Below are 14,084 nucleotides of genomic sequence, written 5' to 3'. Positions count from 1 at the left end.
GTCGACAACCTCGCCGACTGGATCGCCACCCGCGGCTACACCACCTCCTGACGGGTGCGCACAACCAACGAAGGGCCGGCCCTCACGGGCCGGCCCTTCGTTGTACCCGGAGCCGGCTACCGGCGGCCGTCGACGAGGCTCGCTGCGGCAGGATGGGCCTCGTGGCGAAACGAGCAACCGGCCGGCGCGCGGCCGAGGACCCGAACCGGCCCTGCCCGTGCGGCACCGGCCTCCCGTACGCCGACTGCTGCGGCCCGGTGCACCGCGGCGAGGGCACGGCCGGCACGGCCGAGGCGTTGATGCGGTCCCGGTTCAGCGCCTTCGCCGTCGGCGACGCCGACTACCTGCTACGCAGTTGGCACTCCTCGACCCGCCCGGCCCGGCTGCGGCTCGACCCCGGCGAGCAGTGGACCCGCCTGGAGATCGTGGACACCGAGCGGGGCGGCCTGTTCGACAGCACGGGCACGGTCGAGTTCCGGGCGCACTACCGCGCGGCGGGCCGGCCGGGCACCCTCGACGAGCGCAGCCGCTTCGTCCGGGAGGACGGCCGGTGGGTCTACCTCGACGCGCTGCCCGACTGACCCCCGACTCTCACGGTCAGCCGAAGCTGACCCGTTCCAGCCAGAAGTCGAGCAGCTTGGCGTCGCCGAGGACCTCCACCCCGGCCTCGTCGACCGGCAGCCGGCCGTAGACGAGCAGCAGCAACTCGGCCACCGGCCCGCGGACGGCGACGGCGGCCTTCTCGTGGGCGCGACGCCAGGCGAGCAGGTCGCCGGTGAGGTCGACCAGCCACTCCGCGCCCGCCTCGGAGGGCACGTCGGTGGCGTGCAGGTGCAGGGTGCGGCCCGGACCGAGCAGCTCCCGCCGGTGCGGGTGGAAGTCGAACATCTGCGGCAGCGAGCCCAGCTCCATCCATTCGTCGATCGCGTCGATCGCCAGCTCCGGCGTCACCGCGAAGTCCACGCCCAGGGCGAGGGCGGCGTCGGCCCGGTGCATCAGCGTCTCGTGCGCGAACCGGCGCGCCCAGAACGGGGTGCCCGCCGCCGGTAGCGGAGTCCACACCGGCGCGTCGGGACCGGCGGCGGTCAGCACGTCGGCGAGCCCGGCCGCCCCCTCGACCAGCCAGGGACCGACCACCGCCGGGTCCTCGTCGGCGTACGGGGACAGGTCGCGGAAGTGCGCGTCCGACGGCGGGGTGGTCGGCCGGGTCCGCACGATGTCGGCCGCCCACCGCTGGCCGCCGCCGAGGTGGCGGACCAACTGGCCCACGTTCCAGCCCGGGCAGGTGGACACCGGGGTGGTCAGATCGGCCCCGTCGAGGTGCGACCGGAGCAGGTCGCTCTGGGCGACGATCTCGGCACACCAGCGGTCGTAGCTCATGGTCATCGGCCCACGCTAACCGTCGACACCGACGGGAGCGGCCCGCCGTGCCGGCGCCGGAGGCCGCCGAATGAGCAGCCAGAGCGCCAACCCCAGGTACGGCACGGCCGCCGCCACGAAGGCGACCGCGTTGCCGGCGGCCCCGGCCACCAGGGCGTACCCGCCGTAGACCGCGATGATGGCGAGGCCGGTGGCCATCCCGGCCACGGACGTGACCGTCGCCCGACCGGGTCCGGTGATCCGCGCCTGGAGGCGGGCGTCGGCGAGGACCGTGGCCAGTTGCAGGGCACAGAACGCGACGCCGAGCAGCGCGAAACCGACCGGATGCCGCAGGCCCGCCCCGACGGCCAACGCCAGCGCGGCGGCGCCCAGCAGCACGGCGTACCCGCGGCTGACCAGGCGCTCCCCCGCCGGGGCGAGCAGGCCACCGAGCGTGACCCCGGCCGAGATGAGCAGGAGCAGCAGCGGCACGGTCGACCCCGGCACGCCGGTGTCCCGGGCCAACAGCGGGGTGTACTCCTCGAGGGCGCCCCAGATGGCGGTCACCGCGGGCACCAGCAGCACCGCCGCGCGTACCCGCGGGTCGGCGCGGGCCTCGGCGAGCCCGGCGCCCAGGCTCGCCAGCCAGCCGAGGTCGTCACCGTCGTCCGCGGTGGACCCGGCAACGACCGGCGACCCGGACGCGCCGGGCGAACCGGCGGGGACCGGCAGGTCGGCGGGGGCGGACGGGCCGCGGTGCTCGGGCAGGCGGGTGGCGACGGCGGCGGCGAGCAGGCTGGTCAGCACGCTGGCCGCCCCGACGGCCGGGTACCCGCCGACGGCGAGGACCGGCCCGGCGAGGCCGACCGAGGCGAGCACGCCGAGCACCCCGGCCGTCCGGGCGCGACCCATGGTGCGGGCGTAGCGGCCGGCGGCGCCGAGCCGGTCGAGTTCGGTGAAGACCAGCGCCTCCAGCGCGCCGGAGCTGAGCGCGCCGGCGGCCCCCCAGAGGACGAAGCCGACGGCGAACGCCGGGTACGACGGGACCACCACCCAGAGGGCGTAGCCGGCGCCGGCGAGCAGGGGTGCGAGGCAGAGCAGCAGGCGGCGGGAGACGGCGTCGGCCCACGCCCCGGACGGCACCTCCAGCAGGATGCTCGCCGTCGACCAGATGACGAAGAGCGTGGAGATCTCGGCGATCGACAGTCCGGTGTCGCTGAACAGCAGCGCGTAGACCGGATAGAGCAGGACCAGGTCGGTGAGGAACGTGTAGCCGTAGAGGGTTGCCGCGAGGCGGCGCACGCCGGTGTCGGGCACCCGCGCGGAGACGACGATCATGGAGGGCCTTTCCACGGAACGGAACGGACGCGGAGACGTACGGCGTCCGCGGCGGCCCGCGGTTTCGGCCTTCAGTTACGGATCAACATCGCCAGGTCATGGCGCCGATGCTAGCCGCCGGCGCCGGTCGGAGCGACCCCGTTCGGCGGGTACGCGAAGGGGCGGGACCCGCGCGGGTCCCGCCCCTTCCGTGTCGATGCCGGTCAGCGGCGGAACCGGTCCGCGTCGGTCGGTGGGATGACCATCGTCGTGTCGCTGTCAACCGAGGCGTCGTGCTCCGGGGTGGCCTGCCGCGGCGGCGTCACCGGGCCGGCCGACGGCGCCACCGGGTGGGCCGGCGAGGTCCGGTCCGCCCCGGCGTACGGGGCGACGGGCTGGGTCAGGTCCGACTCGTCGTAGCGGGACACCACCTGGGTACGGTCGGCGTCCTCGTCCCCCGGCACCCGCTGGGTGGGCTCCGACGAGCCGTAGCCGGTCACCGACTGGGTCGGCTCGGAGCCGTCGGCGCCGGTGGCGGCGAGGTGGGCGCGCACGTCACGCCGGCCGGCCTGGTAGGCGCGGGCGTGCGTGGCGATCAGCTGCGACTCCTGCTCGGCCCGGGTCAGCCAGGACTCCCAGCGGCTCTGCATCGGCCGGACCAGTCCGCCGCCGACGCCGACGACCAGGATGCCACCCACGGTGGCCAGCACCGCGATCAGCACCGGGGTGGTCACCGCGGTGGCGACGCCGATCTGGTTGAGCGCGGCGATGACCCCGAGCCCGAGGATGAACACCGAGGCGATGTTGGCCAGCACCCGGCCGTAGGAGAGGCCGCCGAGGGCGCTGCTGATGATGTCCTTGACCGCGGTGGCGATGGCCGCGGCGACGACCACGATGACGATCGCGACGAACGCCCGGGGCAGCCAGGAGATGACCCCGGCGATCAGGTCGGAGATCGGGTTGGGGCCCCAGATGCCGAAGGCGAGCTGGAGGGTGACCAGCAGGACGCCGTAGTAGGCCAGCTTGGCCACGATGTCGCTGGCGTCGTAGCGGGAGCGGGCCAGCGCGGTCTTGATGCCGCCCCGCTCGACGGCCTTGTCGAAGTGCACCCGCTCCAGCACCTTGTTGACGATCTTGAGAACGGCCTTGGCGACCAGCCATCCCACCACGAGGATCGCCACGAAGGCGACCGCCTTGGGCAGGAAGAGCATCACCGCGCGGAGGGCGTCACCCACCGCGTCGCCGAAGTTGTCTTTCATATGGGCCCTCCACACTGTCCGTCGAGTCGTCGGCCCCGACCTACCCCGTGCGAAGGAACGGGAAACGCCCGGTCAGGACGGCGGGCAGGCGTAGCCGACCTCGGTGCGGGCCTGGGCCGGCGCGGGCGAGACGATGTTGAGGGTGGCGGTCTCGGTGGTGCTGCCGACGCCGCTGAACGCCCACTTCAGGGTCAGCGTGACGGTGCGCTGGCCGATGCCGACCCGCTCGCTGAGCAGGGTGCCGGGCGGCGAGCCGGAGCGCAGCCACTGGTACTCGATGACACCACCGCGTCCGTTGGTCCGCACAGTGGCGACCACGTCCACGGTGACGTCGCAGGCGTCGCCGGTCGGTCGCGGCACGGCGACGGCGACCCCGGTGACCTCCAGCGGGCTGAGCCGCTGCCAGAGCCAGAAGCCGACGGCGGCGACGAGCACGAGGGTGAGCAGTCCGGAGAGCACCGCGGTCACCCGCCACACCGAACGCGGGCGACGCGGCGGGACCGACGGCCAGGGCGGCGCGGCCGGTGGGGACACCGGCACGCCCGGCCCGAACCGCATCTCGCCGCCGCCCCCGGCCGGCGGCGCCGAGGGTACGGCCCCACCCGTCGCCGCGATGGTGGGGACCGAGGCCGCCATGGGCGACGGCAGGCCGAGTGTCATCGTCCGGTCGACGGCGGCCGGGGCGAGGGTGGGGGCGGACCCGGCGAGGTGGACGGTGGCGTCGGAGTCGCCGGCGAGGTGGACGGTGGCGTCCGGGTCGCCGGCGAGGTGCACCGTGGCGTCCGGGTCGCCGGCGAGGTGCACCGTGGCGTCCGGGTCGCTGTGGTGGGACGGCGGCTGCCCGCCGAGGCGTACGGTGCGGTCGGTCGACCCGGGCGACAGGTGGACCGTGGGTTCGCCGCGCTCGTCGGGCCTGGTCATCGGGGGACCAACCTTCCTAACCGGGAGTGCAGTAGGACAGCAGCGACACGTACACGGTCGCGCTCGGCGTGGAGACGTTGCCGGCGGCGTCGGCGGCGACGACCCGGATCGGTATGCGGGTGCCGGAGTTCGGCGTGGGCAGGTCGGCCAGGGTGCCCTGGTAGATGCCGCGCCCGACGTGGTCCATGGCGGCGGTGTGGGTGACGCCGTCGAGGGTCCACCGGAAGCTGACCCGTAGCGCGTCGGGGCCGGTCCGGTCGTCGACCGCGGTGGCGGTCACCGTGCTGGCCGTCGGCCCGTACGGGCATCCCGCGGGGTCGAGCAGGGTGGGGCTGGCGTCGACCTTGCCGACCTGCGGGGCGGTGACGTCCGGCGGCGGGGGCGGGCTGATGGGCGCGGATGGCGTCGGGCTCGGCGTGCGTACCCGGGTGGGCGTCGCGGTGGCCGATCGGGACGGGGCGGTCGTGGTGGGAACGGCCGCCGCGGTGGCGGCGAAGGCGCTGGCCGAGGGGGTAGGGGTCGGGTCCGGCGCGGGCGGCACCACGGTGATCGCCGGCGCGGCGGTCAGCGGTGTCGGGCTGAGGGAGGTCGCGGCGGACGGCGCGGCGGTGCCGTCGGCGAGGGTGAGCGACGCGTCGCCGCGGGCGGCGTAGCTGAGCCCGGCCCCGCCGGCCAGCAGCGCGGCGGTGAGCGCCACCCCCAGCATCGCGTTGCGGGCCCGCCCCCGGCGCGGCGCCGGCCGGCCGCCGCCGAAGGTCGTGCTGGCCAGGCTGGTGGCGCCGGCGGTGCCGTCGGGGAACGGGAACAGGGCGGCGAGCAGGGCGGCCCGTCGGGCCAGGCCGTCGAGGCCCCGCTCCTCCCAGTCGGCGCCGAAGGCGTCGGCGGCGGTGCGTTCCAGCTCGGCGAGGAACACCTCGGCCGTCGCCGGGCGCTCGGCCGGCTGCTTGGCCATGCCGTGCCGGAGCAGGTCGTGCACGGGCGCCGGAGCCAGTTCGGTGGGGATCGGCGCCTGTGCGTGCTGGTCGCGCAGGGTGGTCAGGTCCCGCCCGTCGTACGGAGGGCGGCCGGTCAGGCACTCGAAGAAGGTGGCCGTGGCGGCGTAGATGTCGCAGGCGGGGCTGGCGGGCGCGCCGGTCCACTGCTCCGGCGCCATGTAACGGGGCGTGCCGCTGACCGATCCGCCGGAGTCGGTGCCGACCGGTACGGCGATGCCGAAGTCGGCGAGCTTGCTCCGCCCCTCGACGTCGACCAGCACGTTCTCCGGCTTGTAGTCGCGGTGCACCACACCGCGGCCGTGCGCGGCGGCCAGCCCGGCCAGGGAGCCCTTGAGGACGCAGAGCGCCGCCTCGGGTTCGGTGGCGCCGTGGGCACGCAGCATCTGGCGCAGCGACACACCGTTGACCAGCTCCATCACGATGGCGGCGCCGGCGGGCGACTCGGCGTACTCGTAGAGCCGGGAGACGTGCGCGTCGTCGATCTCGACGAGCAGTCGGGCCTCCGCGCGGAACGCCTCCCGGAAGGCCGGGTCGTCGCCGACCGCGCTGGTCAGGTACTTGATGGCGACGGGGGTGCCGGTGGCGTCGTGGGTGGCGAGCAGCACGCGACCGGACGCGCCGGCGCCGAGCTGCCGGACCGGGGTGTATCCGGACAGCTGCCAGTCGCCGGTCACGCGACGGTCTCCCCGGTCTGGCACCGGCGGTCTCTGGTCACGGCCACGTTGATGATTGTCGTCATGCCCGCGGTCGCGGCCATCGGCGCAACGGTTGTTTTCGCCGCCGTCCGGTCGTCCGGCGTGTCCGATTCCGGTCAGTGGACCGTCCTCAGCGGGGCCCCTCCCGGCGGTGGCCGTCACCGGTGCCGGTCGGCACCGCCGGCGGAATGTCCACCGCCTCACCGGCGGGCTGTTCCCGGCCGCCGCCGGCGAACTCGTTGAAGAACCGGAGCAGCTCGACCGGGAACGGCATGACCAGGGTGCTGTTCTTCTCCGCGGCCACGTCCACCACGGTCTGCAGCAGCCGCAGCTGGTACGCCCCGGGCGTGTCGGCCATCGCGCGGGAGGCGTCGGCGAGCCGGCGGGACGCCTGGAACTCGCCGTCGGCGGCGATCACCCGGGCCCGGCGTTCCCGTTCCGCCTCGGCCTGCCGGGACATCGACCGCTTCATCCCCTCGGGCAGCGACACATCCTTCACCTCGACCCGCTCGATGAGCAGCCCCCACGGCTTCTCCGTCGGGGCGTCGATGACCTGCTTCAGTTCGGTGTTGATCCGGTCCCGGTCGCCGAGCAGCGTGTCCAGGTCGGCCTTTCCGATCACCGAACGCAGGGCCGTCTGCGCGACCTGGAGCACCGCGGACGGGTAGTCGCGGACGTTGACCAGCGCCTTCACCGGGTCGACCACCCGGTAGTAGACGACCGCGTCGACGGTGAGGGTGACGTTGTCCCGGGTGATCGCGCCCTGCGCGGGCACCCCGATCACCGTGGTCTGCAGGCTGACCCGGACCATCCGGTCGGCGATCGGCACGATCAGGTGCAGGCCGGGCCCCCGGACCCGCTCCAGCACCCGGCCGAAGCGGAACACGATGCCCCGCTGGTACTGCTGCACCAGCCGTACGCTCAGCGACAGCAGCAGGACCACGACCACGACCACGACGACCAGGCCGACGAATCCGGCGGCGGCTCCCATGACCCCTCGATCCCGGAGGCTCTCCGCCTCCCGGCGCGGCGCATACCCGCTGCGGGGTGGGCCATTCCTGCGATCTCACCCGAACGAGGTGACCCGGTCCGGGTACGGCCTCCCGGTGATCCGCCGGCCCCGGCAGGCAGGCGCATCATGGAAGCCACGCCAGACCCGGCGTAGGGCATCATGTGCCTCATGATCGATTGGCGACGTGACCGGATCGGCGCGGCCCTCCGCGGGGAGAACCCGACCGTCCTGGCCCGCCTCCCCGGCGGCTTCGCGGTGATCGGAGACGTCCAGTGGCTGCCGGGCTACTGCGTGCTGCTCGCGGACGATCCGCAGGTGCAGCGGCTCACCGATCTGCCCAGGGCGGGGCGTCTTGCGTACCTCGAGAGCATGGACCGGTTGGGCGAGGCGGTCGAGCGGGCCTGCGGCGACGCGGACCTGGCCTTCCGGCGGGTCAATCTGGAGATCCTCGGCAACACCGATCCCTTCCTGCACGCGCACATCTGGCCGAGGTACGACTGGGAGCCGCCGGAGATCGTCGGTAAGCCCGTCTGGCTGTACCCGGCATCCCACTGGCGGGATCCGGCCACGGCGCTGAGCGGGAAGCACGACGAGTTGCGGGCCGCCATCACCCGGTACCTCATCGACTAGGTGTCGGTGTGGGGCCGGCGGTGATGGTCGTGCCGCCGCCGGGCGGTCAGCCGAGCCAGCGGCCGTCGCGCATGAGGACCCGTCCCTGCAGTTCGTTCGCCTCCCGCCAGGCCTGGATGCGGCGCGGCCGGATCAGGAAGTACTGGTAGGGCTCGTCAAGCTCGCGCGGCTCGAAACCGGTCCTGGTCGCGAAGGCGTCACCCGTCTCCGGGCCGAGGTCGGCGATGTCCACCGGCGCGGCGGTGCCGTCCACGACGACGACGTCGCGCGTCGGCCCGAGACTGAGTCGCACCCGGCCGTCCGCGAGCAGGTTGCGGCCGGTGACCGAGGTGCGCGGCGTCGAGATGAGGAACGCGGTCCCGTCCCAGAGGTACGAGAGCGGGACGAGGTGGACGCCGCCCGGGGAGCCCGACGTCGCGACCCACCCTTCCTTTGGGCGGGCGGCGGTGGCACGTCAGGGCGTGGGTGCCAGCGATGCGGCCTCCCAGGCGAACCCGTCCGGGTCGGTGAAGGGCCCGGCATCGCCGCCGATCGTGAGCCGGTGCGATCCGGTGCCGTCGGGAGCGACGCCGACCTCCTTGGCAAGGGCACGGTGCCGGTACAGCGCCAGCTTGACGGGACTCGACTCAGCAGCGAACTCGACGTACATGCGGGCAAAGCTCTTCGCCACGGCAAGGCCGCGCTCGACGTAGAACCGCTTGCTCGCGGCCACGTCCGCGACCCCGAGCAGGAGCACGATCTCGTCGATCTGCCGGGTGGCCGGGCCGGTGTCCTTCTTCGCCGAGGTGGCGACCTTCCAGATCGTCCCGTCCGGGGCCTGTACGACGCCGCCGTAGCCCCAGAGCGACTTTGCGGCGGGCTTCAGCGGCGTGGCACCGGCATCCAGGGCAGCGCCGATGAAGCCGTTGACGGTGGCCGGCTGGGACACCGTGAGCGCAAGCGTGAACCCACGGAAGCCGGTCGTCGGTGCCTCCGAGGCCCGCAGGCGTATCTGGTTCTCCAGGCCGAAGGCGGCGCTGTAGAAGCGGTGGGCGGCCGTGGGGTCGGCCACGTCGAGGGTGACGGATTCGATTGTTGCCATGGCGATGACGCTAGTTGCGGCCCGGTGACCGGTGCTTCTTGATTCCTGACCGGTCTTCTCCGGGCCTCGCCACCGGACGGGAAGGGTCAGGTGGAGCGGCGGGTGACCAGATCGGGTGCCACGTCGGCGATGCGCTCCCGCATCGACCGCCGCCCGAGGACCGCCAGCGCCTCGTCGACAAGGCGGCTCAACGGGTACGGCAGCTCGGCCTCGAACCGGGCGGCGGCCTCGGTGGTGGCCGCCCACTCGGCGTCCAGGACGGGCAGCAGCGACTCGGCCCGGCCCGTGAGGTGGACGATGCGCTGCCGGGCGTCGGCCCCGGGGCGGAGGGTGACGAGCCCGTCGCGGGCCATCTGGTTGACGGTCTGGCTGGCCGCCGAGTGGGTCACTCCGGTGGCGCGGGCCAGGTCGCGGATCGCGGCCGGCCCGGTCTGGGCCAGCGCCCGGACGATCGGGGTGTACCGCGGGCGGAAGCCGGGCAGGCCGAGGTCGGCGTAGACGGCGGCGACGTCGCCGTCGAGCAGCTCCAGCAGGTGGCGCAGCCGGGTGCCGAGCAGTTCGGGCCCGGGAGTACGGTCGGACACGTGACGTAATATAACAGCGCTGTTGTATCTGCTTCCCGGGAGGTCCGCACGTGGACGAGCGCTATCCGCCGATCGAGCCGTACGACCACGGCATGCTCGACGTGGGCGACGGCAACGCCGTGTACTGGGAGGCCTGCGGCAATCCCGACGGCAAGCCGGCGCTGGTGGTCCACGGTGGTCCGGGTTCCGGCTACGGGCCCAACGCGCGCCGGTTCTTCGACCCGGAGCGCTACCGGGTGATCCTGTTCGACCAGCGCAACTGTGGACGGAGCACCCCGCACGCCGGCGACCCGGCCGTCGACCTGCGGCACAACACCACCGACCACCTGATCGCCGACATGGAACGGCTGCGCGCGCACCTGGGCGTCGACCGCTGGCTGCTGCACGGCGGCTCGTGGGGCTCGACGCTGATCCTGGCGTACGCGCAGCGGCACCCCGAGCGGGTCTCCGAGATCGTCATCAACGCGGTCACCACCACCCGCCGGTTCGAGATCGACTGGCTCTACCGGGGCGTGGGCCGGTTCTACCCCGAGCAGTGGGACCGCTTCCTCGCCGGCGCGCCCGGCACCCCCCGCGACGGCGACGTGGTCGGGGCGTACGCCCGGCTGGTGAACGACCCGGACCCGGCGGTGCGGGACCGGGCCGTCACGGACTGGTGCGCCTGGGAGGACGCGGTGGTGTCGAACGAGACGAAGGGCGCCACCAACCCGTACGGGGACCGGCCGTCGACCGCCCGTACCGCGATGGTCCGGATCTGCTCGCACTACTTCGCCCACGGCGCCTGGCTGGCGGAGGGTCAACTGCTGCGCGACGCGCACCGGCTGGCCGGCATCCCCGGGGTGCTCGTGCACGGCCGGCTCGACCTGGGCGGCCCGCTGGACACCGCCTGGCAGCTGCACGCGGCCTGGCCCGACTCGGAGCTGATCGTGGTGGAGGAGGCGGGCCACCTCGGTACCGACGAGACGCGCCGACTCGTCGTGGCCGCGCTGGACCGCTTCGCCGCCGGCTGACGGCCGAGCACGGCACGGCCGCGCGCCGCCGCCGGTGGACGCGACACCGACGGCGGTGCGGCGACCGGTCAGGCGGGCGGCGCGGTGAGCAGGTAGTCGTCGGCGTCCGCGCTCCACCGCAGGTCGACCACGCCGCTGGTCGCGGCGGCCTTGCAGAACTGGAGGAAGCCTCGGTAGCCGAGCTTCTTCTCGCTGAAGTCCGGGCGGGCCCGGCGGAGCTGGTTCTTCAGCCCGGACAGGGCCACCGACCCGTCGGTCCCGGCCAGCTCCAGCACCACCGAGCGCAGCAGCGCGAACGCCACCTCGCGGTCGCCGTGCTCGGGCAGCGACACCTCCGGGTCGCCCTTCGCGGGGCCCTCGGACAGCTCGACCACGTTACGCCCGGCGAGGTGGCGCAGGAGTTCACCGAAGGTGCGGAACCCGTAGTCGGACTCGCTGAACGTGGGGTCCTTGCGCAGCAGGGTGCGCTTGAGCCGGGAGGCGGTCACCTCGTCGCTGGAGCTGCCCTGGAGACCGGCCACGGTCTGGGCGACCAGGACGGCGAGGGTGTCGACGTCACGTGCCCGCTCCTCGACCACCGGCTGGGGCTCGGGCTCCGGCTCCGGCGCCACCGGCTGCGGCTGCGGCTCGGGACTGGGCAGCCGGGCCGGCCGGCCACGCCGGCTGCGGGCGGGCGGCACCTCGACGCCCTCGAGGCGGTCGTAGTAGAGGAACTCGTCGCACGCCGGGGGCAGCAGCGCGGAGGTGGAATTCTCCACACCCACGCCGATGACCCGCTTGTTGAGCTCGCGGAGCTTGTGCACCAGCGGGGTGAAGTCGCTGTCGCCGGTGCAGATCACGAACGTCGAGATGTAGGTGCGCTCGAAGGCCAGCTCCACCGCGTCCACGGCCATCTTGATGTCGGCGGCGTTCTTGCGGGAGGCGCCCATCCGCTGGGGCATCTCGATCAGCTCGACGTGCGACCGGGTGAGCATCCGGCGGTCCTCGTCGAAGTACGACCAGTCCGCGTACGCCCGGCGCACCACGACCCGGCCCCGCTCGGCGAGCGCGTCGGCGATCGGACGCAGGTCGAAGGCCATCCCGCCCAGGTGTTCGCGTGCTCCCAGCGCCAGGTTCTCGTAGTCGAGGAACAGCGCGATCCGGTCTTCTTGATCCACGCGGCTCAGCCTACGCCCGTCGACCTGCCGATTCGGTGCGGCTGCGGGAGCGACTCGGGCAGGTGGACGGCGGGCGCGAGCCCCGGCATCCGAACGGATCGACACATCCCTCTAGCGCACCGGCCGTCGATGGCAATATCCTCCACCTCACACGCGCGTCATGGAGCTACTTTTCACACCCCTTCCGGGGCCCACCGGGCCCGCCGAGGAGATGACATGCACGTCGACCACTCTGCACTCGACCGTCGTACCCTGCTGCGGGCCGGCCTGGGCGCGGCCACCGTCGCGGTCGTCGGGTCCGAACTGGCCCTTCCGGCCGCCGCGCAGGCCGACCCCGGCGCGGACCTCGACTGGATCCTCAGCTGCGACGAGTGGGGCGCCCGGCCGCCGGCCGACCCGCTGTCGGTCAGCGCGATCCCCACCAACAAGATCATCGTGCACCACATGGCGTTCCCGAACGTCACCGACTACTCCGAGGCGCAGGCGATCAAGCTGGCCCGCGACTGCCAGAACCTGCACATGGACGGCAACGGCTGGTCCGACACCGGGCAGCACTTCACGGTCAGTCGCGGCGGCTACGTCCTGGAGGGACGGCACGGCAGCCTGGAGCGGCTCCAGGCCGGCGACCGGCAGATGATCTCGGCGCACTGTCCCGGCGAGAACGGCCGGTCGATCGGCATCGAGAACGAGGGCACCTACGTCACCGAGACGCCGCCCGAGGAGCTGCTCGACTCGCTGGTGAAGCTCTGCGTCACCGTCTGCCGGCAGTACGGCCTGCACGCCCACGACATCTTCGGCCACTGGGACTTCCGCACCACCGCCTGCCCCGGCGCGGCTTTCTACCGGCTCTTCCCCGCCGTGCGCCGGCGGGTGTTCCGGAAGCTCGGCACCGACCTGGCCGACGTGCCGGCCCGCCGCTGGCCCGACCTGTGGCGCTTCGTCGGCTCGCCCGCCGTCCGGGTCGCCCAGTACCTGCTCGCCTACCGGGGCTACGCCGTCACCCCGAACAGCGCCTTCGACCCGGCCACCGTGGCGGCGGTGCAGGACTGGCAGTACCGCAACGGCATCCCGGTCGACATCGACGCCACCATCACCGGTCCGACCTGGGAAACCCTCGCGCCGGAGCTGGAGAAGGACGCGACCGGCCTGCCGGTGCAGGCGGTGCAGTTCATCCTCAACTGGAAGGGCTACACCGACGTCGCCGTCACCGGCGAGTACGACCACGCGACCAAGCTGGCCGTCCAGGACGTCCAGGAGCTGCACGGCCTGCCGGACAGCGGCAAGGTCAGCACGAGCACCTGGTGTGCGCTGGTCGGCGGGGTGGTCCGGCAGTCCTTCCGCGAGGAGTGAGCGGCGCGGCCGTGGTCCCGGTGCCGACACCGCCGCCGGGACCACGGCCTCCGCCCGCGGGGTCAGCCGTCCCGGCGGTAGCCGAAGGCGAAGTCGAGATCCCACTGCCGTCCGTCGGCGGACCGTTCCCACCGGGCGTCGACGGTAGCGCCGTCGGCGCTCATCGTGCCGAAGAAGCGCTGGTGGAAGCCGGGCGCCTCGCGCCCGGTCGGGCGGTGTCACCGGCGTGTACGACCCCGTAGCGGCCGGGCGCGGTGCGACGATGGCGCTGGTCGTCGACCTCAAGGAGGATGTCGTGGCGTCGCAACTCAACCCGTACCTGAACTTCGCCGGTAATGCGCGCGAGGCGATGGAGTTCTACCAGCAGGTCTTCGGCGGCGACCTGTCGCTGAACACGTTCCGCGAGTTCGGGACGGAGGACCCGGCGTTCGCCGACCAGATCATGCACGCCCTGCTCCACACCCCCAGCGGCTACGTGCTGATGGCCTCGGACATGCCGCCGGGAATGGAGCTGCTGCGCGGCAACGGCAACACGATCAGCCTCAGCGGCAACGACGGCGACGAGCTGCGCGGCTACTGGGAGCAGCTCTCCTCGGGCGGGATCGTGCAGATGCCGTTGGAGAAGCAGGTGTGGGGCGACGAGTTCGGCCAGTGCGAGGACCGGTTCGGCGTCCCCTGGATGGTCAACATCACCCAGGCGCAGATGTAGGTCGT

At 73.4% G+C, this 14,084-nt stretch carries 13 protein-coding genes and 2 pseudogenes; 5 read left to right on the top strand and 10 right to left on the bottom strand.

Annotated elements, in window-relative coordinates:
* Positions 1-161 precede the first annotated feature (161 nt).
* On the top strand, positions 162-581 hold the full coding sequence (locus tag V6U81_RS21335; RefSeq protein WP_334491636.1) for a YchJ family protein: 420 nt from the start codon (positions 162-164) through the stop codon (positions 579-581).
* 16 nt (positions 582-597) lie between these two features.
* On the opposite strand, the gene V6U81_RS21330 is transcribed toward V6U81_RS21335, so the two are convergent.
* The 6 genes and pseudogenes from V6U81_RS21330 to V6U81_RS21305 form a co-directional block, all read right to left on the bottom strand.
* Positions 598-1,386, bottom strand: coding sequence for a maleylpyruvate isomerase family mycothiol-dependent enzyme (locus V6U81_RS21330; RefSeq protein WP_334491635.1), 789 nt, complete (start codon positions 1,384-1,386; stop codon positions 598-600).
* 9 nt (positions 1,387-1,395) lie between these two features.
* Positions 1,396-2,697, bottom strand: a complete 1,302-nt coding sequence (locus V6U81_RS21325) for an MFS transporter (RefSeq protein WP_334491638.1) — start codon at positions 2,695-2,697, stop codon at positions 1,396-1,398.
* Between the two features lie 529 nt (positions 2,698-3,226).
* Positions 3,227-3,935 (bottom strand): annotated as a pseudogene (locus V6U81_RS21320) (membrane protein); the annotation flags it as partial.
* Positions 3,936-4,007: 72 nt separating this feature from the next.
* Positions 4,008-4,856 (bottom strand): hypothetical protein, encoded by an 849-nt coding sequence (locus tag V6U81_RS21315; protein WP_334491633.1) that lies wholly within the window; start codon positions 4,854-4,856, stop codon positions 4,008-4,010.
* A gap of 16 nt (positions 4,857-4,872) precedes the next feature.
* Positions 4,873-6,525: a serine/threonine-protein kinase gene (locus V6U81_RS21310; RefSeq protein ID WP_334491632.1), complete on the bottom strand. Its 1,653-nt coding sequence runs from the start codon at positions 6,523-6,525 to the stop codon at positions 4,873-4,875.
* A 151-nt stretch (positions 6,526-6,676) separates the two neighbouring features.
* Positions 6,677-7,537, bottom strand: a complete 861-nt coding sequence (locus V6U81_RS21305) for a slipin family protein (RefSeq protein WP_334491631.1) — start codon at positions 7,535-7,537, stop codon at positions 6,677-6,679.
* A gap of 189 nt (positions 7,538-7,726) precedes the next feature.
* Between V6U81_RS21305 and V6U81_RS21300 the strand changes: the two genes are divergently transcribed.
* Positions 7,727-8,188, top strand: coding sequence for an HIT family protein (locus tag V6U81_RS21300; protein WP_334491630.1), 462 nt, complete (start codon positions 7,727-7,729; stop codon positions 8,186-8,188).
* A gap of 46 nt (positions 8,189-8,234) precedes the next feature.
* Here the strand turns inward: V6U81_RS21300 and V6U81_RS21295 are convergent.
* The 3 genes and pseudogenes from V6U81_RS21295 to V6U81_RS21285 all read right to left on the bottom strand — a co-directional run.
* Positions 8,235-8,615: pseudogene (locus V6U81_RS21295) on the bottom strand (pyridoxamine 5'-phosphate oxidase family protein); the annotation flags it as partial.
* Positions 8,616-8,642: 27 nt separating this feature from the next.
* Positions 8,643-9,239 (bottom strand): glyoxalase, encoded by a 597-nt coding sequence (locus tag V6U81_RS21290; protein WP_334491629.1) that lies wholly within the window; start codon positions 9,237-9,239, stop codon positions 8,643-8,645.
* A 116-nt stretch (positions 9,240-9,355) separates the two neighbouring features.
* The gene (locus tag V6U81_RS21285) at positions 9,356-9,853 is read right to left on the bottom strand and encodes a MarR family winged helix-turn-helix transcriptional regulator (RefSeq protein ID WP_334491628.1); all 498 of its coding nucleotides are present in this window, start codon (positions 9,851-9,853) and stop codon (positions 9,356-9,358) included.
* Between the two features lie 50 nt (positions 9,854-9,903).
* Here V6U81_RS21285 and pip point away from each other — a divergent pair, with 50 nt between their 5' ends.
* Complete coding sequence (gene pip, locus V6U81_RS21280) at positions 9,904-10,863, top strand: prolyl aminopeptidase (RefSeq protein ID WP_334491627.1); 960 nt, start codon at positions 9,904-9,906, stop codon at positions 10,861-10,863.
* A gap of 68 nt (positions 10,864-10,931) precedes the next feature.
* Here the strand turns inward: pip and V6U81_RS21275 are convergent, their stop codons facing one another.
* The gene (locus V6U81_RS21275) at positions 10,932-12,020 is read right to left on the bottom strand and encodes an NYN domain-containing protein (protein ID WP_334491626.1); all 1,089 of its coding nucleotides are present in this window, start codon (positions 12,018-12,020) and stop codon (positions 10,932-10,934) included.
* A 216-nt stretch (positions 12,021-12,236) separates the two neighbouring features.
* Between V6U81_RS21275 and V6U81_RS21270 the strand changes: the two genes are divergently transcribed.
* Positions 12,237-13,370 (top strand): peptidoglycan recognition protein family protein, encoded by a 1,134-nt coding sequence (locus V6U81_RS21270; protein WP_334491624.1) that lies wholly within the window; start codon positions 12,237-12,239, stop codon positions 13,368-13,370.
* Positions 13,371-13,596: 226 nt separating this feature from the next.
* Positions 13,597-14,079, top strand: a complete 483-nt coding sequence (locus V6U81_RS21265; protein WP_334491623.1) for a VOC family protein — start codon at positions 13,597-13,599, stop codon at positions 14,077-14,079.
* The last annotated feature ends 5 nt before the right edge of the window (positions 14,080-14,084 follow it).

This window comes from Micromonospora lacuserhaii (assembly GCF_036902735.1).
Classification (GTDB): Bacteria; Actinomycetota; Actinomycetes; order Mycobacteriales; family Micromonosporaceae; genus Micromonospora.
The sequence above is the reverse complement of the archived record's forward strand: the minus strand, read 5'-3'. Positions and strand labels throughout refer to the sequence as shown.